Raw genomic sequence first — 21,859 nt, 5'->3', positions numbered from 1 at the left:
GGGTGCTGCACGCCCCTCATGTGGGCAGGAGCGCGCGAAGAAGTCAGAAGGCCTCGAAGAAGTCAGAAGCTGTAGGGGCCGAAGCGTCCCCAGGCCACCAGGGCGGCCAGGATCAGCAGGACGGCGTTGAAGGCGATCGCGGCGGGTTCCTTGCGGCGGGCGTGGGTGATCGCGGCCAGCACCATCACCACCGCCAGGCCGGTCGCAGCAAGCGGGGTCAGGACGGGCGCGATGTCGGTGGCCGCGGGCAGGATCAGCCCGAGGGCGGCGGCGAACTCCACGATGCCGATGAAGCGGACTGTGCCCTGGGAGAAGTCGGCCGTCCAGGGCAACTTCTCGACCAGCTTGTCCTTGGGCTGGGTGGACTTCATGACACCGGCCATGGCGAACATGGCGGCGAGCACGGCCTGCACGATCCACAAGAAGACGTTCACGGTAGGGGTTCCTTGAGAAGGGGGAGAAGGGGGACGGGGTGGGGAGGGGCGGGTCGCCCCTCCCCTGGTGACCGGCCACCGGTCAGCCGCTGAAGACGACCTCGGAGCGGTGGCTGTGTTCGTACAGGTCCCAGTACAGGGGGGCGATCTGCTCGGGTGTGGCCGTCGGGAAACCCGCTGGCCCGCCGTCGCCGATCCACACGTTGATCGCCACGTGCGCGGCGTGCAGGCCGGTGCCGGCCAGCTCGTTGTGCAGGTTGATGACCCAGTTGCGCAGTGCCGCCGCGGCGGCGTTGACGTTGCCGAGCGCCGGCACGGGGCTCACGGAGCCGCCGCCCGTGGTGAACAGCAGCGTCCCGGCACCCGCCTCGCGCATGGCGGGCAGTACCGCCTGGGCGGCGGCGACGGCGCCGTAGAGGGTGTACTCGATCTGCGGCCTCAGATTGTCGACCGTGACTTCCGAGGCGGCGGCCATGGTGAGGCCGGGCACCGGGGAGTGCGGGGCCGGGGAGTACTCCAGTACGTCGATTCCGCCGAAGTGGGCCTTGGCCGCGTCCAGGGCGTCGGTGAGCGAGGCGCGGTCCATGACGTCGGCGGGGAAGGCGGCGGCAGTGATGCCTTCCTGGCCGAGCTGGTCGACCAGCGTCTGCAGCTTGTCCTTGGTGCGGGCGATCAGGGCGATGTCGAAGCCGCAGCTGCCGAAGGTGCGGGCGATGGCCAGACCCATGCCGGGGCCGGCGCCGACGATGGCGAGAGTGGGCACGATCGGCTCTCTTTCGTGAATCGTTGACGCGGGGCGGGGGTCAGGAGCAGGTGACGGCGAGCTTGCCGAGCGTGCCGGCGCCGAAGGCAGCGAACGCCTGCGGGGCCTGCTCCAGCGGGTAGGTGGCCGTGACCGGCACCCGCAGCGCGCCGGCGGCGGCCTGCTCGGCCAGGGCGGTGAGGGTCTGGGCGTTGGGGTCCGCCATCACCGAGTGGACCGTGACGTCCTGGCCCTCGACGGCATCCTGGGTCAGACCGATGGTGGAGGCGATCCTGCCGCCGGGCCGCAGCAGGCCGGCGAGCTGGACACCGTCGCCCGCCAGGTGCAGTACGGCGTCGACGCCGTCGGGTGCGATCTCGCGGACCTGGGCCTCCAGGTCACCGGTGAAGTCGGCGACGTGAATCTCGGCGCCGGTCAGGCCGGTGACGAAGTCGGCTTCCTTGCCGGGGCGGGCGGTCGCGATCACCTTCGCGCCGCGGGCGGCGGCGAGTTGCACGGCCAGCGCGCCCACCCCGCCGGTGGCACCCGAGACCAGCACCGACTCGCCCTCGGCCGGGGACAGCGCGTTCAGGCTGTCCCAGGCAGCCGCCCCCGCCAGACCCAGCGCGCCCGCGTCCTCCACCTTCAGACCCGCAGGGATCTCGGCGACGCCGATCGCAGCGGGCACGGTGACGTACTGGGCCAGCGATCCGGTGCCCAGGAACGGCTTCGTCACGACGCCGAAGACCGCGTCACCGACGGCGAAGCCGTCCACGCCCTCGCCGACGGCCTCGACGGTGCCCGCGAAGTCCTTGCCCAGCACCAGCGGGTAGCGGTGCTCCATCATCCCCTGCAGATATCCGGCCGCCGTAGACGCGTCGAAGCCGTTCACGGAGGAGACGGCCACCTTCACCAGCAGCTCACCGGCCTCCGGGCGGGGTGCGTCGACTTCGGTCACGGCGGGGGTGGCGGGGACGGAGCTCAGGGTTACTGCGCGCATGACGATCACCTCTCGATAAGTGGACCGGCCTTCCCGGTTCCAGCATCGATAGCGTAACAGCAGAAGTGGGCCTCCTGTTCCACTTAGGTAGGGTGGGGGCATGATTCCTTCCGCCCCCGGCGAAACCCCCGAACAGCAGCCCGAAGCAAGACTGCGCGCCGACGCCGAACGCAACCGCGACCGCATCCTGGCCGCCGCCCGCCGCCTCTACGCCACCGAAGGGCTCGGCGTCTCCATGGCCTCGGTCGCCCGCGAGGCGGGCGTCGGCAAAGCCACCCTCTCCCGCCGCTTCGCCACTCGGGAGGAGCTGATCACCGCGGTCTTCGCCGACCGCATGGACGCCTACGCCGACGCGGTCGCCGAGGCCCTCGCCGACCCCGACCCCTGGCACGGCTTCACCGGCTACATCGAGGCCGTCTGTGCCATGCAGGCCGCCGACCGCGGCTTCGCCGACGTCCTGACCATGACCTTCCCCGCCGCCAAGGCGCTGGAGGCCCGCCGCGCCGAGGCGTACAACGGCTTCCTCGCACTCATCTCCCGCGCCCAGAAAAGCGGACACCTCCGCGACGACTTCAACTCAGCAGACCTCGTCATCCTCCTCATGGCCAACGCCGGCGTGATCGCCGCGACCGGCGACGCCGCCCCCGACACCTGGCGCCGCCTCGTCGGCCACATGCTCCGCTCCTACGCCGCCCCCGGCGCCCCGATCCCCGCGCTGCCCGAAGCCCCGGCGCCCACCGCTCTGTACCGCGCCATGGTCCGCCTCACACGAACCGGCAAGGGGATCTCCTGAAGTTCCCCACCCCTCAAACCGACGGCCTCGGGACCGGCGGAGAGGGCGCGCTGGAACCGCCGACGCCGATCGACTTCTGCCGACGGCGGCGCTCGGGGTTCAGGGGTCGCGGGCGAACTGCACGTCCTGGGCGGCGAATCGGGCCAGCCAGTCCCAGCCGTACTTCTGCACGTAGAGCTGGTGGAGGAGGATAGACGCGATGCCGTCGTGCGGGCAGGAGGAGCTGTCGTCCCCTTCCATATGGCGTCTACGAGGTCGCGCGGGCTGGTGGATGGGGGCGCCCGAACAGACCTCCACCGGGCTGTGGACAAAAACCGAAGACGAAACGCCTGGATGGTGACCCAGGCGCTGTGTGGTTCCTTGAACGCTGGGTGGAGCCTGGAGACGCCGACACCGACGTGTAGGCGCCCCGACGATCTGGTCCAGCGGCCACGGTCGTGGACACGTCCATCGCGGCGACCGAATTCGCCGCCGAGAGCCTGGATGTTGCCCTGAGCCCGGAACGCTTTGCCCGCGGTGCGGTCCGCAGCGGACGGTTCGCGCTGCCCACGAGCGGCTCGTCCCGATGCGTCGGGCGCATTACCTCCTGCGCGGCGGGGACACCCCACAACTGTCCCCGGAGGCGCGGTCGTTCACGCAATGGCTGATGAGGAAAGGCATCGAGGACGGCCCGCTCGGCTCCCCCTGACGCCCGCTCAGGCCGTTGCCAGGGGCTGTGCGCGGCGACGAGGATCCGCGTCCGGATTTCGGCCTCGCTCGGCGCAGTGGCTGCGGGATCGTAGGGGCGGCGGACACCAGGACTCACTCCGCCCGCCAAGCTCGGCACAGTCAACGCAGCAGAAGACCTTGCTCAACGCGAGGGGCCGGTTGCTCCACGTCGGCATTCGGAGAGAGGGGCTGTCCGCGGAACTGGGCTTCGGCTCGGGCGTGACCTGCTGGCGTCGGCTGCCGGTCCGCAATAACAGGGTCCGGTAGCGACGGGACGAAGTAGCGTTGCCGGAGCTCCGGGTCGCGGACCGGCTGGGCTGGTCCCCGTGTTCGACAAGCTGACGCTCACTGAGGGGCTGCCGCCGAGGGCTGCGTGGAAGGTCGAGTGAGGTTCTCGGGCTGGAGGATCGTGTCCAACTCCTCGGTGGTGAGCAGACCGGTGTCCGTTGCGAGGTCCTTGATGGTGCGGCCTGTGGCGAGGGCTTGGCGGGCGAGGGTGGTGGAGGCGGCGTAGCCGATGTGCGGGGCGAGTGCGGTGACCAGTCCGATGGAGTGGTGGACCGTGTCGTGGAGGTGTTCGCGGTTGGCGGTGATGCCGGGGATGCAGCGGGTGGCGAGGGTGTCGCAGGCTGCGCGCAGGTGGGTCAGGGAGCGCAGCAGGCTGTAGGCGATGACCGGTTCGAAGGCGTTGAGCTGGAGCTGCCCGGCTTCGGCGGCCATGGTCACGGTCAGGTCGTTGCCGATGACCTCGAAGGCGACCTGGTTGACGACCTCGGGGATCACCGGGTTGACCTTCCCGGGCATGATCGACGAACCAGCCTGTACCGGCGGCAGGTTGATCTCGCCGAGTCCGGCGGTGGGGCCTGAGGAGGTCAGGCGCAGGTCGTTGCAGGTCTTGGAGAGTTTCACGGCCACGCGCTTGAGGACACCGGAGAGCTGGACGAAGGCGCCGCAGTCCTGGGTGGCTTCGATGAAGTCGCTCGCGGGCCGGACGGGTTCGCCGCTGATCTCGGCGAGGTGGGCGCAGGCGAGTTCGGCGTAGCGGGGGTGGCCGTTGATGCCGGTGCCGATGGCCGTGCCGCCGAGGTGGGACTCCAGCAGCAGTGTGGCGGCCTCGTTCAGGCGCTGGCGGTCCTCCTCGATCATGACGGCGTAAGTGGTGAACTCCTGGCCCAGCGTCATGGGGACGGCGTCCTGTAGCTGCGTGCGGCCCATCTTCAGTACGTCGCTGAACTCCGCCGCCTTCGCGGTGAAGGCCGTGGCCAGTGCTTGTAGCGAGTCGCCGAGCCGGCGCAGCGAGATGACCAGGGCCAGACGTACGGCGGTGGGGTAGACGTCGTTGGTGCTCTGCCCGAGGTTGACATGGTCCAGCGGGTGGATCACGTCGTAGAAGCCGCGGGGGTGGCCGAGGAGTTCGAGGGCGCGGTTGGCGATGACCTCGTTGGCGTTCATGTTCGTCGAGGTGCCCGCCCCGCCTTGGACGGGATCGAGGACGAACTGCTCGTGCAGGCGTCCGGCGCGGATCTCCTCGCATGCGCTGATGATCGCTTCGGCGATGTCCGGCGCCAGCAGGCCGAGGTCACGGTTTGCTCGCGCGGCCGCCTGCTTGACCGCCGCCAGCGACCTGATCAGGTCGGGGAACTGGGCAATGGTCGACCCGGTGATGGCGAAGTTCTCCACGGCCCGCATGGTGTGCACGCCGTAGTAGGCGTCGCCGGGGACCTCCTTGTCTCCGACCAGGTCGTGCTCCATGCGTGTGGTCAGCGCCATCCGATGCTCCTCGTCCATGCGGGCCCCTTGACAGGTCACCGCTTGCGGGCCCAGTGTATCCGCCAACATGCAGAACGCAATATATTGCGTATGCCAGGAGGTCTCGTGAACACTGCTCAATCCGATCCCACCAGCACAGACACCCGGCCGGCCCGGCCCTCAGGGTTCTGGCGACGATGTCTGCGGATGCCGATCGGGATCCAGTCGATCATCGCCGTCGGCCTCGGAGCCCTCATCGGATCCCTTGCCCCGTCCGCGGGCGAGCAGATGAAGATTCTCGGAGACGTGTTCCTGAACCTGGTGCAGGTCGTCGTGCTGCCCCTGGTCTTCCCGCTCATCGTGCTGGGCATCGCCCGCATGGAGTCGGTCAAGAAGGTCGGCCGGATCGCTGGCAAGGCGATCCTTTACTTCGAGCTCGTCACCACGGTCGTCCTGCTGATCGCGGTGGGACTGGCCAAGGTCACCGGCATCGGCAAGGGCGCCCCCGTGCACGGTGCCGACGCCAAGGACCTGGACGGCCTGAGCCAGGGCATCGACTTCCACGAGCTGATCCTGCACGCCGTGCCGAAGAACATCTTCGCCGCGTTCGGCGAGGGCAACCTGCTCGGCGCCATCACCTTCGCGCTGCTGGTGGGCGTGGCCATGGCCGCGATCGGGGAGAAGGCGGCACCCTTCGCCTCGGTGCTGGAGTCCGTCTCCGCGGTAATGTTCAAGGTCGTCGGCTACGTCATCCGCGTCGCCCCGCTGGGCGTGCTCGGTTTTATCTCCTACGACGTCGCCTACTACGGCTTCGGCAATCTGCGCAGCCTCGCGGGCTTCATCGCCGTCGTCTACGCGGGCCTCGCCATCGTCCTCGGCGTGCTCTTTCCGCTCATCGCCGCGCTCTACCGCATCCGTTACGTCGAACTGCTCAGGTCGATCGCCGGACTTGCGGGCATCGCCTTCGTCACCCGCAGCTCCGAATCCGTACTGGCCCCGCTCATGGGCAAGTTGGAGGCGTTCGGGGTCAGCCGTTCCACGACCTCCTTCGTCGTCCCCCTCGGCTACTCGTTCAACACCGACGGCTCCGTCCTCTACCAGGCCGCCGCCCTGGTCTTCCTCGCCAACGCCTACGGCGCCGACACCTCCGTGCCCGCCCTGCTGCTCATGGTCGGGGTGCTGGTGATCCTTTCCAAGGGCATGGCAGGCGTCGCCTCCGCGTCCATCGTCGTCCTGATCGCCGCCGGCAACTCCGTCGGACTGCCGGCCGAGGGCATCGCCCTGCTCCTCGGCGTCGACTTCATCGTCGACATGGCCCGCACCGGCGTGAACGTCATCGGCAACTCCCTGGCCGCCGCAGTCGTCGACAGCTCCGAGAACCGGCGCGCAGCCAAACACGGCAGTCGCGAACACCCCCACACCCCGGCCGAGCCCGGGGCCACGGTCCTCCAGAAGGAACCCGCACAGTGACCACCTCCACCCGTACGGAGATCATCGGCATCCTCGGCGGCATGGGACCGGCGGCCACTGCCGACTTCTACGCCAAGCTCGTTGCGACCACCCCCGGCACCAGCGACCAGGACCACCTCCGAACGGTCATCTGGTCCGACCCCACCATCCCCGACCGCACCGAGGCGCTGCTGGGCGGCGGTCCCGACCCCACCCCCTGGCTTCTCGACGGGAGCCGTGTCCTGCGCGAGGCCGGGGCCACTGTCATCGCCATCCCCTGCAACACCGCGCACGCCTTTGTCCCGCGCATCGCCGACCAAGTCGGCCTGCCCATCGTCCACATGATCGGTGAGGTCGCCCGGCACCTCACCGCCCTGAGTCCGCGCATCCGCACCGCAGGACTGCTTGCCACCACCGGCACCGTGCGCGCGGAGCTGTACCAGGAGTGGTTGGACCGTTCCGGCATCCGGCTCGTGCTGCCCGACGCCGACAGCCAGGACCACGAGGTCATGGCCGCCATCCACGCGGTGAAGGCGGGCATCCGCGACGACAGGACGACCGAGCTTCTGACCCGCGCCGCCCGGCGCCTCACCGAACAGGGTGCGCAGGCGGTCGTCGCCGGCTGCACCGAGATCCCGCTCGGCCTGCCCGCCGACGCCGTCGATGTCCCCCTCGTCGACCCGGCGCTCGTCTTGGCTCAGGCACTGGTCCGCCGGGCCACGGCCGCAGCCGCATAGTGCGGGGGAGTGCGATGTACTGTACGCAATATGTCACTTGACCAGCCTGTCTCCCGCCGTCTCCTCAGTGACGAGGTGTTCTATCGCCTGCGCGACTCCATCGTGCGTGGGGAGCTCGTCCCCGGTGAGAAGGTCAGGGACGGTGAGCTCGCCGAGCGCCTCGGTCTCAGCCGCACCCCGGTGCGCGAGGCGCTCGCTCGGCTCGCCGATATCGGCCTGGTCGAAGCGAAGCCCGGCGTCTACACCCGCATCACCACCCTCAACCGCCGTGACGTCGAAAAGACCCTCGCCGTGTTGCGCTCCCTCGACCAGCTCGCGATCGAGACGGCCGTGCCGGTCATGACGAAGCAGGACCTTGAGCGCATGCGCGAGGCCAACCGCGACTTCGAACGGGCCGTCGCCGCCAACGACACCACCGCAGCGCTCGCCGCCGACGACCGCTTCCACGCCATCCCCATCACGGCCGCGGACAACCCCGTACTCAGCCGGATCGTCGAGCAGCTCCACCCGCAGATCCACCGCATCCTCTACCGCAAGTTCTCCACCCTCCTCGGCGGCCGCAACACCATCGAACACCACGACGAACTCATCGCCGTCTGCGCGGGCGGCGACGCCAGGGCCGCCGCCGACCTCTCCGGACGGCACTGGTCCGAACTCGGCGGCCACATCAACCAGCTCTTCGACACCAACCAGTTCGCCGAGGCGCCCGCCGGTTAGGACACGGGTCTCTGTGCCGGGCCGCAGGTCACCCATCTCACCCGGATCGTGGAACGGGCCGTCAAGCGGGGCGAGTTGGCGGCGTGGCCGGTTGCCGCGACTTTCCTGCCGACGCTGCTCCTCGGAGTAACGACCACCCGCCCGATCCTCGACGGGACGTACGCCGACGCCGACTACATGACCCGTTTCATCGATGGCGTCCTGCTGCCTGCCCTGACGCACTCATGAGTGCCCGGACTTCTCGACTCCTGATCGACCACCCGGATTTCCTCCCATTCCCCCCATACCGAGCTACGCCGCGCCATCACAAGCGCTCACGGATGCAACGATGGTCATCAGCGCGCTGCTCTACCGGCGCGGCAAGCCCGCGATCGACGAGAACGCCGATGCTGCGTCGACCGTACACGTGCGACCTGCAGGTGGCGGGCCCTCTGTCCGCCACCCGCGGGAGAGCGTCAAGACGATCCCAGCAGTACACGACCACGCATAGCCGGCGCCTCCCTGGTGGGACGCGCCCTGATCGGCCAGGAGGCTGCCGTGACCCAGCCCGTATCGCTTCGGAAGGGCGCGCACCCTACGCAGAGCACGGCGAAGCAGAAGACCGAACGCGTCGTGCCGCTGTGGGAAACGGCCAGGACGCAGCGCCTGAGTGGCGCGGCGCCCCTTGCTGGAGTCTCCCGGTGAGCTGCGTCGTCACCTGCGTCCCTCGTAGTCGCGGTACGCGGCACCTGCCCGTGGCGGGCCGGACTGCGCCGCGGGAGATCCGCATCCCGCTCTGTGTGGCGGGGGACGTGACGACGGCGCTGGGTGTATAAGTCGTCCCTCCTCACCGTGTCCGGCGGTTCGGAGTCCTTCGTCGAGGCCGCCTGGATGTCGTCTGCCGCTGGACGTCTCCGCCCCTACGGGGCCGATGTCGCGGAGAAGGGGAGTGGCGTTCGAGCACGCTGCGGCCCAGGCACTTGCCTGGATCGGTGCCTCTGCCCCAGTACCCTTGGCGGTGCTGAGCCTGCTCTGGCCGGCCAGGCGCAACCAGAGGCTCCACGTGCGCCTTGCTACCGCGTTGCTGCTGTCCGGCGCGGCCGGTCTCGGCGTGGTCGTCGCGGCGGGGGACGGCCGGTGGGTGAAACGTCCCTGATTCGCGACTACTTGGCGCTGCCCGGTATGGGGGGCTGGAACATGCTGATGGCGCTGGAGGTGGTTGCAACCACGGCGAAGATCTAGCGCTAGAGCCCGATGAGCTCCTTGGCCACCCCCCGGTCGACCTCCTCGATCGTTAGGGGCTTGTTGGCGGCGTAGCAGAACTCGCCGGTCATGTACCGGTTCTCCTCGTCGAACGGGCTGTAGGTCGTGGCGTACCAGCTGACGAGGTACCACTTGTCCGGGTCGACCTGCTCCGCCAGCCCTGGCAGGCCGCTGCCCGGAATGACCGCGTACTGGAGGCACTCCTGGCTGATGCCTTCGGAGCCGAACGTCAGCTTCAGTTCCTTCATGGGGCCGATCGTCATGCCGGAGTCACGTGTGCTCTCGTACATCGCCTGCGCCGCCTCGCGTGACTCGACGCGCAGGCCGTCCATGCCCAGGAACGCTCCGCCCTGGAAGCGGTAGAGGACCGGCGCGATCGGCGCGAGCGTCGCGACGATCGCCGGGACGTCCCACACCACCTCCGCCCAGTAGTGGTCCCGCGCCGTCTCGACCATGTGACGGTGGACCGGGTTGTCGAGACGCTCGATCACCGCATTGATCTCGGTGAGAGTGTCGGTCGCCTTCGGAAGCGCTCGCGTCGCCATGGGACTCCTCCTGCCGTCGGCGCTGGATCGCCGGGAAGTGGAAGCATTCTGCCAAACGGTTGGTAGATAAACAATCGGACATGCGTTCACTCCGTGCCGGCCCCCGGCAGCGCACCGATGATGCGCACGGCGTCACGCATGATCCGGTCCACCAGCTCCGCGCACGACGGCAGGTCGTCGATCGCCCCGGCGACCTGCCCTGACGCCATCACCCCGAGGTCCGTCCGCCCTTCCACCATGGCCGCCCTCAGCAGCATCGGCGTGTTTGCGGCAAGCAGCACCTGGCCCCAGGTCAGGTGCCGCTTGCCGTGCCTGAGCGCGAGGCCGTCGCGGATCATCTGCGGCCAGGTGAGGCCGGAAAGTCTCCGGAAGCTGGACGCCCGGCCAGCCGACCGCAGCAGCGCCCGTATCGGCCCCGCGCGCTCCACCGATTCGACGAACGGGGTGCGCAGCATGCGGTGTGGCAACCCGTCCACGGCTCTGGTGACCGTGACGTCCTCCACGGTCGCCGCCAGGTATGCGGCCTTCACCGCATCGGGCACTGTCGAGTCCGAGGTGAGCAGGAACCGTGTCCCCATCGCCATGCCCGCTGCCCCGTACGCCAGCGCCGCGACCAGTCCCCGCCCGTCGAAGAAGCCGCCTGCCGCCACCACCGGGATGTCCACCGCGTCCACGACCCGCGGCAGAAGCACGCTCGTCGCCACCGCGCCGGTGTGCCCGCCCCCTTCGCAACCCTGCACGATCACCGCGTCCGCGCCCCAGGCGGCCACCTTCTCGGCATGCCGGCTGGCGCCCACGGAGGGTATGACGACCGTTCCCGCCGCCTTGAGGTCGGCGATCAGCTCGCGTGAGGGGGCCAGCGCGAAGGACGCAACCCGTACACCCTCGTCAACGATGATCCGCACCCGGTCGCCCGCATCCCCGGCGTCCGCGCGCAGATTCACTCCGAATGGAGCGTCTGTACGGGATTTCACCTCCCGTATCGCGTCCCGCAGCTGGTCCAGGGTCATGGTCGCGGAGGCCAGGATGCCCAGCGCCCCTGCGTTCGCGGCGGCCGAGACCAGCCGAGGACCCGCCACCCACCCCATACCGGCCTGCACAACCGGATGCCGGACGCCGACGAGACGGGTGAACGCGGTCTCCATCAGCTCCCGACCTCCCGTGCGCGGGCGTTGCCCGGATCGATCACCTCGCGAATCAGGCGCAGCTCCTCGGTGGTCGGTTCGCGGGTGAACGGCACCTCGTCCGGGACGGTCAGGCCGAAGGAGGTCGCCTGCGTGAGCTGTTCCACGGTGACACCCGGGTGCAGTGAGACAAGCCGCATCGAGTGGTCCGGCGTGGCGAAGTCGAAGACGCCCAGGTTGGAGACGACACGCGCGATGCGATGGAAGCGGGCAGTGCCACGGTGGCCCGCCGCCCGGTCGTATCCCAACCCGCACACCATGTCGACCTTCTCCACGAAGACCCGCCGTGAGTGCTTCGGTATCCAGTAACTGGTCGGATGGTTGAGGGTGTTGGCCGACGCGCCCCGCACACCCAGGAGTTGCCGCTCGGGCCGCTCCCATGCGCCGATGCAAGAGATGTTCTGGTTGCCGAAGCGATCGATCTGACTCGCGCCCATCATCACGTGCCGCCGTCCGGCGGTGACCAGTGCCAGATGCTGTCGGTAGGGCAGCCAGCCCTCGACAGTGCCATCCAGGCCCACCAGCAGTGCCTCACCGTCGGTCAGCAGCAGGTCCGGTGAGAAGGTCCGTTTCGCCAGCCGCGCACCGGCGGAGGGGATGAGACCCATGGGGCTGGCCAGGATCTCCCCGGCGTCCCGCCAGGCCTCGGCGCAGGCGACCACGCAGTACTCGGCGCGCGTGACCGCCTCGGCGGGGCTCATCGCCGCTCCTGGTGCCAGGCTTGGACGGCCGACCGGTAGGCCCGCTCGTCGCCGCCGAGGAACCGCTCGGCGAACTCCGGCCAGGGCCTGCTCGCGTAGTGCTTCTGGAAGGCCTCGTCCCGGACATGGTCGGGGGCGCAGGACGTGAAGTGGCTGCCGCCCGGCGCCTCGACCACACCGGTCACCGCGTGCCGTTTGACGAGCAGCGTCTGCGGCGAGGCCTCCTTCGTCAGCTCCGCTGTGTCGACGATCCGCTCGCAGGAGACGTACGCGGTGTCGGCCGCCTCGCAGAACAGGTCGTCGAAGTAGGGGTCCGGACCCAGGTACTGGCCGTTGCCCAGCCGGTCGGCGCGGTTGACGTGCACCAACGCCGCGTCCAGCCGCAGCGCGGGCATCGCGACGAACTCCTCCGCACCCAGGCCTTTCTCACCGAACGGCCACTCGTCCTCGTAGGGCGACGTCACGGTCCGCAGGCCGGGGTTGACCCGCATCACATCGGAACCGAGCCCGGCCCGCACCGGCAGGAAGGGCAGGCGGTTCGCCGCCGCGTGCAGGCCCCACATGAACATCGCCTCGTCGACCTCCATCAGCTCGAACGCCCCGCTCTCGCGCGCCGCCCGGTAGTGCGGTTCGAGCGGGATGGAGTCGAGGGTGACAAAGGCGGTGACCAGTCTCCGGATCCGCCCTGCGGCGGCCAGCATGCCGACGTCCGGGCCGCCGTACGAGACGACCGTGAGGTCTCTGACATCGGACCGCAGCAGAGCCCGCACCAGAGTCATGGGCTTGCGGCGTGAGCCCCAGCCGCCGATGCCGAGGGTCATTCCGTTGTGCAGCCGGGCGACCACATCTTCGGCGGTCATCGTCTTGTCACCCACCTACGCCCTCCCTCCCGAACGTGTCACGAATCCGGTCGGCGATCCCGGTGAGGTTCGCCTCGAAGGTGAAGCCCTGCTCGAAGCGGTAGCTGCGGCGCACGTCCACCGGGTCGATGCCGTTGATAGCGGCCTTGGCGAGCCGGAGCAGCTCACCGTCCTTCGCGGCGATCTCGCCCGCCAACTCCAGTGCGGCCTTGTGTAGTTCGCTCCGCGGTACGACCCGCCACACCGAGCCATGCGCGTGCAGCTCGGCCGCGGTCACCGTACGCGAGGTGTAGTACAAAACGCGCATCAGATGCCCGGGGACCAGCCGTGCCAGATGCGTGGCGGCGCCCAAGGCCCCACGGTCCAGCTCGGGCAGGCCGAACGTGGCGTCCTCGCTTGCGACGATCGCGTCGGCGTTTCCCACCAGCCCGATCCCGCCCCCGAGGCAGAATCCCTGCACCGCTGCCACCACGGGCACTTCGCACTCGTACACCGCGGCGAAGGCCTCGGCGCAGCCGCGGTTGGCGCCGATCAGCGCGCTTGAGCCCTGCGCCTGTAGCTCCTTGATGTCCACGCCCGCGTTGAACCCCCGTCCTGCCGCGGTCAGTACCACGCATCGGACCTCGCGGTGGCGGCCCGCCTCCCGCACGGCGTCGGCCAGGGCGAACCAGCCGCCTACTGGCAACGCGTTCACCGGCGGGAAGTCCACCGTCACGACGGCGACACCCTTCGATGGTTCCCCTGGCCGCGGGTTCTCGGGGAACGAGGTGGAGACACCCATCAGTGCATCAGCTGCCTTCCCGTCCCGCTGAATTCCACCAAACATTTGTTAGGTGTAGTCTTCGAAGCTACCAGCAGGCGAATCCGAACGACAGTCTCCGTCGAGAACCAAGCGGGAGGACCTGTGGACAACGCCCACCAAGCTCAGGCCGGCCGGACCGTCGTCGTCACCGGCGGTACCCGCGGCGTCGGGGCCGGGATCGTACGGACCTTCGCCGCGGCGGGTGCCGACGTCCTGGTCTGCGCCCGGCGGGCGCCTGAAGTCCCGCTGAAGAACGTCGAGTTCGCCCCGCTCGACCTGCGCGACCCGCCCGCCGTACGCGCCTTCTTCGCGGCGCTGCCCCGCCTTGACGTGTTGATCAACAACGCGGGTGGAGCGCCCTACCGCCCTCTCGCCGTGGCCGACGCCGAATGGCACGCCCGTGTCCTGGACCTCAATCTCACTGCACCGCTGACCGCCTCGCTCGCCGCGTACGACCATCTCAAGCGGGCCCGCGGATCGATCGTCATGATCGGTAGCGTGAGCGGCAGCCGCCCCTCACCAGGAACGGCAGCCTACGGGGCGGCCAAGGCCGGTCTGGAGCACCTGGCCCGTTCCATGGCCGTGGAATGGGCCCCGGAGGTCCGGGTCAACACCCTCGTCGTCGGCATGGTCCGCACGGAGAAGGCGCATCTCCACTACGGCGACGAGGAAGCAATCGCCGCGGTCTCGCGCACGGTTCCACTGGGCCGGCTGGCCACCCCGGTCGACGTCGGCGAGGCCGCCGTCTTCCTTGCCTCCGATGCCGCCGCGTACATCAGTGGGGCCAGTCTGCTGGTGCACGGGGGAGGGGAACGGCCTGCGTTCCTGGACGTGGCAAAGGTCAACGAAGACAGCGTGTGACAGCGGCCAACCATACGAAGGACAAGGGGGCATGAGGTGACAGGAATGGCTGAGGGGCGCGTGGTCGTCATCACCGGAGCGGGCCAGGGCCTTGGCCGTGCCCACGCCCTCGCGTTCGCCGCCGAGGGGGCCAAGGTTGTCGTCAACGACCTCGGGGTCGGCATCGACGGCACACCGGGCGCGGACAGCCCGGCGGGACGCGTCGTGGACGAGATCCGCGAGGCCGGTGGCGAGGCGCTCGCGCATCGCGGAGACATAGCCACCAGTGAGGGAGCCGTCTCGCTGATCGACACCGCCCTGGAGGCGTACGGGAGGCTCGACACCCTCGTCAACAACGCCGGATTCCTGCGCGACCGCATGCTGGTCAACCTGGATGAGGACGACTGGGACGCCGTCCTGCGCGTCCACCTCAAGGGCCACTTCCTGCCCCTGAAACACGCGGCCGCGCACTGGCGGGCCGAGGCCAAGGCCGGCCGGTCGCCGACGGCGCGGATCGTCAACACCAGCAGCGGGGCGGGGCTGTTGGGGTCGGTCGGGCAGGGCAACTACAGCGCGGCGAAGGCCGGCATCGTCGGACTGACGCTGGCCGCCGCGGCCGAACTCGGACGCTACGGCGTCCAGGTCAACGCGATCGCGCCCGCGGCCCGCACGCGCATGACGGAGCGGACGTTCGCCGAGACGATGGCGGCACCTGACACCGGATTCGACGCGATGGCCCCCGAGAACGTCTCTCCCCTCGTCGTGTGGCTGGGATGCGGCGCGAGCGCGGGCGTGACCGGCCGGGTCTTCGAGGTGGAGGGCGGGCGCATCACGGTCATGGAGGGCTGGCGGCCGGGCCCGAGCGCGGACAAGGGGACGCGCTGGAACCCGGCTGAGGCAGGGGAGACGGCGCTGAAGTTGCTGGCGGATGCAGAGGTGCCGCGTGCCGTGTACGGCGCGCGGTGAACGCGGCCGGCATTCAACCTTGCGGGCCACTTCCCCCAGGCGGTGCTCCACCAGGAGCACCGCTCTCGCCTGAGCTCTCGTCAGCAGTCCACTTCGTGACAGCTTGAGGTCAGAACATCGTGTTGTCGTTGGCCGAAGTCTCCGGAACTTCCTGCTTCGTGACCCAGTGTTCGACGATCTTCCCGCCTCGTACCCGGAACAGGTCGAGGACCGCCCTTCCCCGCTCACCTGGCACATCCACATAGTGGCTGTGGACGCCGACCAGATCGCCCTCCGCGACCATCCGCTTCGGCATGACCTGCAGCTGCGGGAACTGCTCGAAGTACCCGCCCAGCCCGGCCTTGAGGCCGGCCACCCCGTCAGCCATGCCGGGATCGTGCTCGTGGTAGTCACAGTCGACGTACCCGTCGATCGCGCCCAGATCCCTCTTCACCAGGAGCCGGTTGAAGTACGCCGTGACGAGCCGCTTGCTGTGTTCGGTCTGCCACCTCGGCCCGGGCTCCTCGGTCCGCGGCCGGCTCTCCGTGGAGAACATGTCGTGGCCGCCCGTGGAGTGCTCCGGCACGTCCTGCACGATGTCCCAGTGCTCGGCGATCTTGCCGTCCTGGAAGCGGAGGATGTCGAAGATGGCCCACCCCGGCGTGCCCGGTGTCAGGACGAAGTTGGAGTGGGCCAGGACGTAGTCGCCCTCGGAGATGATCCGCTTGATGTTCCACCGCGCGTCCGGGTACTCGCGGGCGAACATGGCGGCCGTGTTCTTCAGGGCCTGTGTCCCATTCGGCGCCGACGGGCTGTGCTGGATGTAGTCGGGAAGCATGTAGAGGTCGACGGCCTCGGTGTTTCCGTCCTCGAACACCTCATGGTCGATGCGGGCGACGACGCGCTTCTGGTACTCGAGGCGGGCGGAGTCGCCGTGCCCGGAGCCGGTCCGAGCAGCAGCAGCCGACGGAACCGCCGCAACAGGCACAGCAGCCGCGCCCACGACAGCAGCCGCAAGCGCGAAAAAAGCCCTGCGGCCGTACATGGTGGAGGTCATGATGGTTCCCTTTCGAAATAAGCGTCGATAGTGACTCTCTGGGGTGGATCTAGCCGATGCCTTCACGAGGGCCGGCGGCACCACCTGAGTGGGCGGACTGTCAAGCACCGGCACTCACGCCGCGCGCGACTGCCAGCATCTCCGTCCAGGCGTCGACCTTCACTCGTGCCGCCGATCGCAGAGCGCCCCGCGCCACCTCTGCGGCGTCGATTCCGCTCCATCCCGTCCAGTCCACGACCGTGCCGAGCTCACCGGCCGTCATCGGCCGGGCCCTGCCGCGCGGCAGGGCAGCACCGTTTTCCAGATCGGCGGCCAGCGTGGCGGCTGTGACCAGCGCGTCGGCCCGGTTCGTACCGATGACTCCGGTCGGGCCCCGCTTGATCCAGCCGACCACGTACTCGCGACTCGTCGCGCCGTCGCACCGATCCACCCGGCCGTCGACGTTCGGGACCACGCCGCGGCGTTCGTCGAACGGCAGCCCCGGAACAGGCCGGCCGTGACTGCCGACGGCGCCGAGGAGCAACTGCGCGGGCAGGACCGTCTCCCGCCCACCTCCCAGCGAGCTTCCGGTCGGCGCGAACACGGCGCGCTCCACCCTCGACGTGCCCTCGATCCGTGCGAGCGACAGACCGAAGTGAAAGTGCACCGTCCGGGGCTTGCTCGACATCTCACGGCCGCGCCAACCATCCAGTACAGCCGCGCAGGTCGCCTCGCCGGAAGCCGGACGGGCCGCGGCCGCCGTCCGGTTGTCCGCATGCACCCGCACGTCGGCGTTGGCCAAGTCCCCCATCTCGGTGAGTTCTTTGAGGGTGAACTTCACTTCGTCCGGACCGCGGCGGGCGACAACGTGGATGTCGCGCACCGTGCTGTGCGCCAGTTCCTCCAGCACCCGGTCCGGCACGTCGCTGACGGTCAGCTCCTGCGCAGACCTGGCCAGGACGCGGGCGACGTCCAGGGCGACGTTGCCCGCACCGACCACAACGGCCGAGCGCACTGCGTCGAGGCCGGTGAAAAGGTCCGCGTCCGGGTGGCCGCTGTACCACGAGACGAAGTCCGTGGCCGGGTGAACACCGGGCAGCGTCTCTCCAGGGACGTCCAGTGCTCGGTGGCCGGAAGCACCGACCGCGTAGACGACGGCGTCGTACCGGGCGCCGAGCTCCTCGCCGGTGATGTCCCGGCCGATCTCCACGTTTCCGAAGAAGCGCACCCCGGGCAGCTGCAGCACCTTCTCCAGCACCGCGGTGAGCTTCTTCATCCTGAGGTGATCGGGCGCCACGCCGTACCGGAGCAGGCCGTAGGGGGCGGGCAGGCGTTCGAATACGTCGACCGCCATGCCGTAGGTCCGCGCCAGCGTCTGAGCCGTGTACAGACCCGAGGGCCCGGCTCCGACCACGGCGACGTGCCGCTGCGGAAGCATCCTGATCGTTCTCCTTGTCTGCAGAACATCCCCGGGAGATCGCTCCGTCGGGTGGCGATCCCTGGCGTCGGGGCGTCCTTGGTCTACTCGCCGGGGATGCGGTCCGGGCCCAGCGGGACGTCGACTCCGCTGGCTCCGCCGGGCGATCCGATGCCGTCGAAGAAGGCGCGGTTGGCCTCGATGTGCGCCCGCTGTCCGTCGGCAGCACTCGCGTCGAAGAAGATCGCGGCCTGCGGGCAGGCCGGCTCACACGCCCCGCAGTCGATGCATTCGTCCGGATGGATGTAGAGCTTGCGGGGGCCCTCGTAAATGCAGTCCACCGGGCAGTGGTCCAGGCAGGAACGATCCATCACGTCGACACAGCCGCCGCCGATCACAAACGCCATGGTGCTTGTCTCCTCAAGAAATGATCAGAAGGCGGTCATGCCGCCGTCGACAAGGAAGTCGATGCCGGTGAGGAACCCTGCCTCGTCGCCGGCGAGATACAGGGCCAGCGACACGACATCTGTGGGGACACCGAGTCGCGCTGCCAGAGTCTGGGACAGAAGCCCGGCCTGGACTGCGGGATCGGCCAACGTCGCGGCCGTGCCAGGGGTTTCGATGGTGCCGGGGCTGATGCTGACGGCCCGGATGCCGTGGGGGGCGCCCTCGGCTGCGAGCTGGCGGGTCATCGCGACGACGCCGCCCTTGGTCGCCGTGTGCGCGAGTATCGGGACATGAGGGTTGCCCCGATGTGCCGCCACCGACGCGATGTTGATGATGACGCCGCCTCGTTCGGCGAGATGGGGCCAGGCGGCGCGGGTAACGTAGAAGACGAGGTCGAGTTCATTGCGGAGGGTGAAGCGCCAGTCTTCGTCGGACATGCTCGCCACCGGTGCGAAGCGCGCCGCGGAGGCGTTGTTGTAGACGACGTCGATGCGTCCGTGCTCCCGGGCGGCGCGTTCGACCCATGCGGTGGCTTCAGCGCTGTCGCCCAGATCGACGGGTGCCTGCCCGTCCATCTTCCCGCCCGCTGCCTCGACTTCGGCCACGGTCTGCTTGTTCGCCTCCTCGTCGAGGTCGCAGCCGACGACGATCGCACCCGCGGCAGCGAACTGCAGCGCCGCCTCGCGGCCCATCCCTGCGCCTGTGCCCGTGATCAGAACGACCTTGTCCTGCAGCCCTTGTCTCATGGTTCCTCTGTTCCTGGTGCGAATGCTGTTGTTGGCCGCCCGCCGTGGTTCGGCGGCTGATCACTGCCCGGTGCCCCGCCGAGGTGCAGAGCGGTGGTGAGGGGATCGGCCATCGTCCCCTCGGCAAGCAGCAGGCTGCGGACCATGGGCCCGTCGACCGCTTCGATTCGGGCACCGAGTTCCGGGACCTCGTGAAATGTCATGGGAAGCCCCGCACGCGGCCCGTCGAAGACCAGTCGGCATCCGCGGGCGGCGAGCACGTCACGGTCGCTGACGAGGTCGGCCGACCACACACCCAAGTGGTCGAATCGGGGCCCGTCCGGGGTGTGCCACGGGCTGCCGGGCGGGCCCTCGATCAGTTCGAGGAACGGCGGGCCCTCGACGGAGAGCGCCACTCGTGTCACCCAGGCCCCGATCTGCCGGGACTTCGCAGGCCCGAACTCCACCGACAGCGTTCTGCCGACGGCTGCCCGGGCGGCTTCGACGTCCGCAACGGCGAAGCCGACGTGGTAGAGGCCTCTCACCGGCGGCCGTCCTGTTCCTCAGGGACTGGCATGCCTCAGCCCCTCGGGGCGATGCCGAGTTCCTCGGACACGTCCCGCCCGGGGTCGCCGTCCGGCAGGTAGGAGTAGTCCCCGGCCTGTTGACGGGCCACGAGTTCGTTGTAGATACGCCGGTAGCGCAGACCCGCCTTGTCGAACCGGGAGCTGAGATCGCGCTGGCCCCCCGAGCTCAGGTAGCTGCCGTTCTGCGGGCGCACCGCCCAGTTGTCCTGCCGTCCCACGATGTGCGCGGTGATCGGGAACAGGGTGCGGGCGTACCCCGGCATCCTCTGCGGGTCGTAGGTGACCGGCGTGCGGGCGCGGGTGCGGGACTCGGGGTTGACCGGATGCAGCATCCGGATGTCCATGCCCGGCTGGAAGTCTCCGCGCAGCAGGCAGACGCCGCTGCGCACGTGCGTGATCGTGACCATCCGGATGTCCTGCTTCTTGGCCCCGCGGGCCAGGGGCTTCTGCGCATCCGGCATGGGCCGGCCGTGGGCCGTGCGGACCATGGTCACCGTCTCGGACGTGGACTCCACTTCGATGATGTCGTCCTCGGACAGCGCGTCGCCGGTCAGTTTGGAGTGCAGGAAGTCGGCGTGGGTGAGGTCGAGAAGGTTCTCGCAGACCAGCTCGTAGGTGCAGTCGAAGATCACCGAGCCCTGGAAGCGGCGCGGCATGCCATCGAGGGGCAGATGCGGGACGTTCGGCACCAGGTCCGGGGAAGCGTGGTCCGGGTCGCCGTACCAGACCCAGGCATAGCCGTACCGCTCGACGACCGGGTACTCACCGGTGCCGCCCGTGAACTCGCCGTCGTGGCGGAGCCCCGGCGGCCTGCCGGGCAGATCGTCGGTGGCGCGGATACGGTCGCCGTCGCGCCAGAGAAGCACCGGCTCCCCGTGCATCGCGCGCCGGACCGGCCGCCGCCGCACCTGGGCGGTGTGGACGAGCGGGAACCATGTGTCACGCAGCGCGAAGGTGCCGGGCGTGAACTCGGCGGGAACGGTCACCTCAGCGTGGGGAGTGGTGACGGCGGCAGCGCTCACGGGGTTCCTCCTTGGGTGTGCTGGAAGGCTTCGACAGGCCGCAGAGCCCGCAGGGCCTCGAGTCCGTCGTCGACCGTGGTGGCCACGCGGTCGGCGACCGCCTCCGGGATGTCGGAGGCCGTACGCAGCAGTCGGCGCCGGACGCTCGACGCGCCGGCCAGGGTGGAGCGCATGATCGCGCCGTTGCCGCGGGTCGTGGCACTCCAGCGCAGTACGGTGCGATACGGGCCGACGGGCGTGAGAGCGGCGACCACATGACACCCGCCGGACCCTCCGTGAGGCGCCACGGTGATGCGGGCGAGGCCGGTGGTCACCGCGAGCGTCGTGGTAGAGGTCAGCACGCGACGGCTCAGGTCCCCGAAGGTCGATGCGCGCGGGAGGTCACGGGCGAGCCTCGAACGCCGGACGGTCACCGTGCCGGCCGGTCCGCTTCCGCTCGTCGTCACCGACGGAGCGGAGACCTCCTCTCCCGCGCCCAGCAGTCCGGGCAGTCCGAGTGTGGCGCCCGGGTTGAGCAGCAGCGCCTCGGCGAGGTCGGTGTAGGCGGAACGGACGAAGACGGAACCCGTGATGGTGCGGCTGTCCACAGTGTCGGCGGCTGAGGATTCCTCAGGCACCGAGCCGGCGTCCGGAGGCTCGCCCGCCCCGGTCCAGACGAGTACCAGTCCGTCGGCGAGTACGGCGTCGAACATGGTGGTGCCGCCGTCCGGTTCCTCACCGGTGGGCTCTCCGACGGCGGGAGCGGGAACCGGTGTGCGCAGTCCGAAGCCCAGGGCGTCGGCGACGTTCTCGGCCGTCCTGAAGGCGGCGACCCGGATTCCCCGTGGCACCCGCTCGTGCTGGCCGAGATTGGGGATGGCGGTGCACTGGCCGGTGGCGCCGTCGAAGCACCAGCCGTGGTAGGCGCACTGCAGGTGGCCGTCTTCGGTGATCCTGCCCATCGACAGCGGCAGGCGCCGGTGCGGGCAGGCGTCGTCCACGGCCCGGACGACACCGCTGAGATCGCGGTAGACCGCCAGGTCCCGCGTGCCGATCCGGAACGCCGTGGGGTGTCTGCCGATCTCGTCGCCGTGAGCGATCGGCCACCAGGCGTCCGGAAGGCCCACCGACGGCCGCGGGCGTGATGGCCCGCCGCGGCCGGCGGCGGGACCCTGCACTGTCGTCGTATCCGTCATCC

The 21,859-nt window shown here is 69.5% G+C and carries 24 protein-coding genes; 7 read left to right on the top strand and 17 right to left on the bottom strand.

Translation table 11 applies throughout. The annotated features are described in order from the left end of the window. Positions 1-62: 62 nt before the first annotated feature. From ACFY1E_RS12545 to ACFY1E_RS12535, 3 genes are all read right to left on the bottom strand, one after another. Positions 63-434, bottom strand: coding sequence for a DoxX family protein (locus ACFY1E_RS12545; protein ID WP_389074629.1), 372 nt, complete (start codon positions 432-434; stop codon positions 63-65). Between the two features lie 82 nt (positions 435-516). Next, positions 517-1,197 (bottom strand): SDR family NAD(P)-dependent oxidoreductase, encoded by a 681-nt coding sequence (locus ACFY1E_RS12540; RefSeq protein WP_389074626.1) that lies wholly within the window; start codon positions 1,195-1,197, stop codon positions 517-519. A 40-nt stretch (positions 1,198-1,237) separates the two neighbouring features. Continuing rightward, positions 1,238-2,176 carry an NADP-dependent oxidoreductase gene (locus ACFY1E_RS12535; protein WP_389074623.1) on the bottom strand — a complete coding sequence of 313 codons (939 nt, stop codon included), beginning with the start codon at positions 2,174-2,176 and terminating at the stop codon, positions 1,238-1,240. A gap of 100 nt (positions 2,177-2,276) precedes the next feature. On the opposite strand from ACFY1E_RS12535, the gene ACFY1E_RS12530 reads away from it, so the two are divergent. Then, a complete protein-coding gene (locus ACFY1E_RS12530) occupies positions 2,277-2,969 on the top strand; it encodes a TetR/AcrR family transcriptional regulator (RefSeq protein ID WP_389074621.1) in 693 nt (230 codons plus the stop codon). A 99-nt stretch (positions 2,970-3,068) separates the two neighbouring features. Here the strand turns inward: ACFY1E_RS12530 and ACFY1E_RS12525 are convergent, their stop codons facing one another. Beyond that, on the bottom strand, positions 3,069-3,209 hold the full coding sequence (locus ACFY1E_RS12525) for a hypothetical protein (protein ID WP_389074618.1): 141 nt from the start codon (positions 3,207-3,209) through the stop codon (positions 3,069-3,071). 813 nt (positions 3,210-4,022) lie between these two features. Next, on the bottom strand, positions 4,023-5,447 hold the full coding sequence (gene aspA, locus ACFY1E_RS12520) for an aspartate ammonia-lyase (RefSeq protein WP_389074919.1): 1,425 nt from the start codon (positions 5,445-5,447) through the stop codon (positions 4,023-4,025). 186 nt (positions 5,448-5,633) lie between these two features. Between aspA and ACFY1E_RS12515 the strand changes: the two genes are divergently transcribed. From ACFY1E_RS12515 to ACFY1E_RS12500, 4 genes are read left to right on the top strand one after another with little or no spacing between them, the layout of a single operon-like run. After that, positions 5,634-6,896, top strand: coding sequence for a dicarboxylate/amino acid:cation symporter (locus ACFY1E_RS12515; RefSeq protein WP_389074616.1), 1,263 nt, complete (start codon positions 5,634-5,636; stop codon positions 6,894-6,896). After that, positions 6,893-7,612 carry an aspartate/glutamate racemase family protein gene (locus ACFY1E_RS12510; RefSeq protein WP_389074614.1) on the top strand — a complete coding sequence of 240 codons (720 nt, stop codon included), beginning with the start codon at positions 6,893-6,895 and terminating at the stop codon, positions 7,610-7,612. Before ACFY1E_RS12515 ends, ACFY1E_RS12510 begins: the two co-directional genes overlap by 4 nt. A gap of 30 nt (positions 7,613-7,642) precedes the next feature. Beyond that, positions 7,643-8,329: a GntR family transcriptional regulator gene (locus ACFY1E_RS12505; protein ID WP_389074611.1), complete on the top strand. Its 687-nt coding sequence runs from the start codon at positions 7,643-7,645 to the stop codon at positions 8,327-8,329. Between the two features lie 48 nt (positions 8,330-8,377). Next, the gene (locus ACFY1E_RS12500; RefSeq protein WP_389074608.1) at positions 8,378-8,557 is read left to right on the top strand and encodes a hypothetical protein; all 180 of its coding nucleotides are present in this window, start codon (positions 8,378-8,380) and stop codon (positions 8,555-8,557) included. 995 nt (positions 8,558-9,552) lie between these two features. On the opposite strand, the gene ACFY1E_RS12495 is transcribed toward ACFY1E_RS12500, so the two are convergent. The 5 genes from ACFY1E_RS12495 to ACFY1E_RS12475 form a co-directional block, all read right to left on the bottom strand. Continuing rightward, on the bottom strand, positions 9,553-10,116 hold the full coding sequence (locus tag ACFY1E_RS12495; protein ID WP_389074605.1) for a hypothetical protein: 564 nt from the start codon (positions 10,114-10,116) through the stop codon (positions 9,553-9,555). An 86-nt stretch (positions 10,117-10,202) separates the two neighbouring features. Further along, positions 10,203-11,261, bottom strand: a complete 1,059-nt coding sequence (locus ACFY1E_RS12490) for an NAD(P)H-dependent flavin oxidoreductase (protein ID WP_389074602.1) — start codon at positions 11,259-11,261, stop codon at positions 10,203-10,205. Beyond that, a complete protein-coding gene (locus ACFY1E_RS12485) occupies positions 11,261-12,001 on the bottom strand; it encodes a CoA-transferase subunit beta (RefSeq protein ID WP_389074600.1) in 741 nt (246 codons plus the stop codon). The genes ACFY1E_RS12490 and ACFY1E_RS12485 overlap by 1 nt, the downstream gene beginning before the upstream one ends. Further along, complete coding sequence (locus tag ACFY1E_RS12480; RefSeq protein WP_389074597.1) at positions 11,998-12,876, bottom strand: CoA transferase subunit A; 879 nt, start codon at positions 12,874-12,876, stop codon at positions 11,998-12,000. The genes ACFY1E_RS12485 and ACFY1E_RS12480 overlap by 4 nt, the downstream gene beginning before the upstream one ends. After that, positions 12,869-13,642, bottom strand: a complete 774-nt coding sequence (locus ACFY1E_RS12475; RefSeq protein WP_389074595.1) for an enoyl-CoA hydratase family protein — start codon at positions 13,640-13,642, stop codon at positions 12,869-12,871. Before ACFY1E_RS12475 ends, ACFY1E_RS12480 begins: the two co-directional genes overlap by 8 nt. Before the next feature lie 123 nt (positions 13,643-13,765). On the opposite strand from ACFY1E_RS12475, the gene ACFY1E_RS12470 reads away from it, so the two are divergent. Both ACFY1E_RS12470 and ACFY1E_RS12465 read left to right on the top strand, forming a co-directional pair. Continuing rightward, complete coding sequence (locus ACFY1E_RS12470) at positions 13,766-14,524, top strand: SDR family oxidoreductase (protein WP_389074592.1); 759 nt, start codon at positions 13,766-13,768, stop codon at positions 14,522-14,524. A 36-nt stretch (positions 14,525-14,560) separates the two neighbouring features. Then, a complete protein-coding gene (locus tag ACFY1E_RS12465; RefSeq protein ID WP_389074589.1) occupies positions 14,561-15,469 on the top strand; it encodes an SDR family oxidoreductase in 909 nt (302 codons plus the stop codon). A 109-nt stretch (positions 15,470-15,578) separates the two neighbouring features. On the opposite strand, the gene ACFY1E_RS12460 is transcribed toward ACFY1E_RS12465, so the two are convergent. From ACFY1E_RS12460 to ACFY1E_RS12430, 7 genes are all read right to left on the bottom strand, one after another. Beyond that, the gene (locus ACFY1E_RS12460; protein WP_389074586.1) at positions 15,579-16,505 is read right to left on the bottom strand and encodes a nuclear transport factor 2 family protein; all 927 of its coding nucleotides are present in this window, start codon (positions 16,503-16,505) and stop codon (positions 15,579-15,581) included. A gap of 100 nt (positions 16,506-16,605) precedes the next feature. Then, positions 16,606-17,922, bottom strand: a complete 1,317-nt coding sequence (locus tag ACFY1E_RS12455) for an FAD-dependent oxidoreductase (protein ID WP_389074584.1) — start codon at positions 17,920-17,922, stop codon at positions 16,606-16,608. Between the two features lie 83 nt (positions 17,923-18,005). Next, the gene (fdxA, locus tag ACFY1E_RS12450) at positions 18,006-18,308 is read right to left on the bottom strand and encodes a ferredoxin (RefSeq protein WP_389074582.1); all 303 of its coding nucleotides are present in this window, start codon (positions 18,306-18,308) and stop codon (positions 18,006-18,008) included. 24 nt (positions 18,309-18,332) lie between these two features. Then, positions 18,333-19,094 carry an SDR family NAD(P)-dependent oxidoreductase gene (locus ACFY1E_RS12445; protein ID WP_389074579.1) on the bottom strand — a complete coding sequence of 254 codons (762 nt, stop codon included), beginning with the start codon at positions 19,092-19,094 and terminating at the stop codon, positions 18,333-18,335. Further along, positions 19,091-19,618 carry a VOC family protein gene (locus ACFY1E_RS12440; protein WP_389074577.1) on the bottom strand — a complete coding sequence of 176 codons (528 nt, stop codon included), beginning with the start codon at positions 19,616-19,618 and terminating at the stop codon, positions 19,091-19,093. The genes ACFY1E_RS12445 and ACFY1E_RS12440 overlap by 4 nt, the downstream gene beginning before the upstream one ends. Before the next feature lie 35 nt (positions 19,619-19,653). Beyond that, complete coding sequence (locus ACFY1E_RS12435) at positions 19,654-20,682, bottom strand: hypothetical protein (protein ID WP_389074575.1); 1,029 nt, start codon at positions 20,680-20,682, stop codon at positions 19,654-19,656. Further along, a complete protein-coding gene (locus tag ACFY1E_RS12430; protein ID WP_389074572.1) occupies positions 20,679-21,857 on the bottom strand; it encodes a Rieske 2Fe-2S domain-containing protein in 1,179 nt (392 codons plus the stop codon). Before ACFY1E_RS12430 ends, ACFY1E_RS12435 begins: the two co-directional genes overlap by 4 nt. Between the last annotated feature and the right edge of the window lie 2 nt (positions 21,858-21,859).

The organism is Streptomyces sp. NPDC001604 (genome assembly GCF_042893475.1).
Lineage (GTDB): Bacteria > Actinomycetota > Actinomycetes > Streptomycetales > Streptomycetaceae > Streptomyces.
This window is presented reverse-complemented; position numbering and strand designations above follow the sequence as displayed.

Excerpts from the sequence above, each read along its gene's own strand:
- ACFY1E_RS12535 (WP_389074623.1), bottom strand. The coding sequence starts at position 2,176 with ATGCGCGCAGTAACCCTGAGCTCCGTCCCCGCCACCCCCGCCGTGACC.
- ACFY1E_RS12530 (WP_389074621.1), top strand. The coding sequence starts at position 2,277 with ATGATTCCTTCCGCCCCCGGCGAAACCCCCGAACAGCAGCCCGAAGCA.
- ACFY1E_RS12525 (WP_389074618.1), bottom strand. The coding sequence starts at position 3,209 with ATGGAAGGGGACGACAGCTCCTCCTGCCCGCACGACGGCATCGCGTCT.
- aspA (WP_389074919.1), bottom strand. The coding sequence starts at position 5,447 with ATGGCGCTGACCACACGCATGGAGCACGACCTGGTCGGAGACAAGGAG.
- ACFY1E_RS12515 (WP_389074616.1), top strand. The coding sequence starts at position 5,634 with ATGCCGATCGGGATCCAGTCGATCATCGCCGTCGGCCTCGGAGCCCTC.
- ACFY1E_RS12505 (WP_389074611.1), top strand. The coding sequence starts at position 7,643 with ATGTCACTTGACCAGCCTGTCTCCCGCCGTCTCCTCAGTGACGAGGTG.
- ACFY1E_RS12495 (WP_389074605.1), bottom strand. The coding sequence starts at position 10,116 with ATGGCGACGCGAGCGCTTCCGAAGGCGACCGACACTCTCACCGAGATC.
- ACFY1E_RS12490 (WP_389074602.1), bottom strand. The coding sequence starts at position 11,261 with ATGGAGACCGCGTTCACCCGTCTCGTCGGCGTCCGGCATCCGGTTGTG.
- ACFY1E_RS12485 (WP_389074600.1), bottom strand. The coding sequence starts at position 12,001 with ATGAGCCCCGCCGAGGCGGTCACGCGCGCCGAGTACTGCGTGGTCGCC.
- ACFY1E_RS12475 (WP_389074595.1), bottom strand. The coding sequence starts at position 13,642 with ATGGGTGTCTCCACCTCGTTCCCCGAGAACCCGCGGCCAGGGGAACCA.
- ACFY1E_RS12460 (WP_389074586.1), bottom strand. The coding sequence starts at position 16,505 with ATGACCTCCACCATGTACGGCCGCAGGGCTTTTTTCGCGCTTGCGGCT.
- ACFY1E_RS12455 (WP_389074584.1), bottom strand. The coding sequence starts at position 17,922 with ATGCTTCCGCAGCGGCACGTCGCCGTGGTCGGAGCCGGGCCCTCGGGT.
- fdxA (WP_389074582.1), bottom strand. The coding sequence starts at position 18,308 with ATGGCGTTTGTGATCGGCGGCGGCTGTGTCGACGTGATGGATCGTTCC.
- ACFY1E_RS12445 (WP_389074579.1), bottom strand. The coding sequence starts at position 19,094 with ATGAGACAAGGGCTGCAGGACAAGGTCGTTCTGATCACGGGCACAGGC.
- ACFY1E_RS12430 (WP_389074572.1), bottom strand. The coding sequence starts at position 21,857 with ATGACGGATACGACGACAGTGCAGGGTCCCGCCGCCGGCCGCGGCGGG.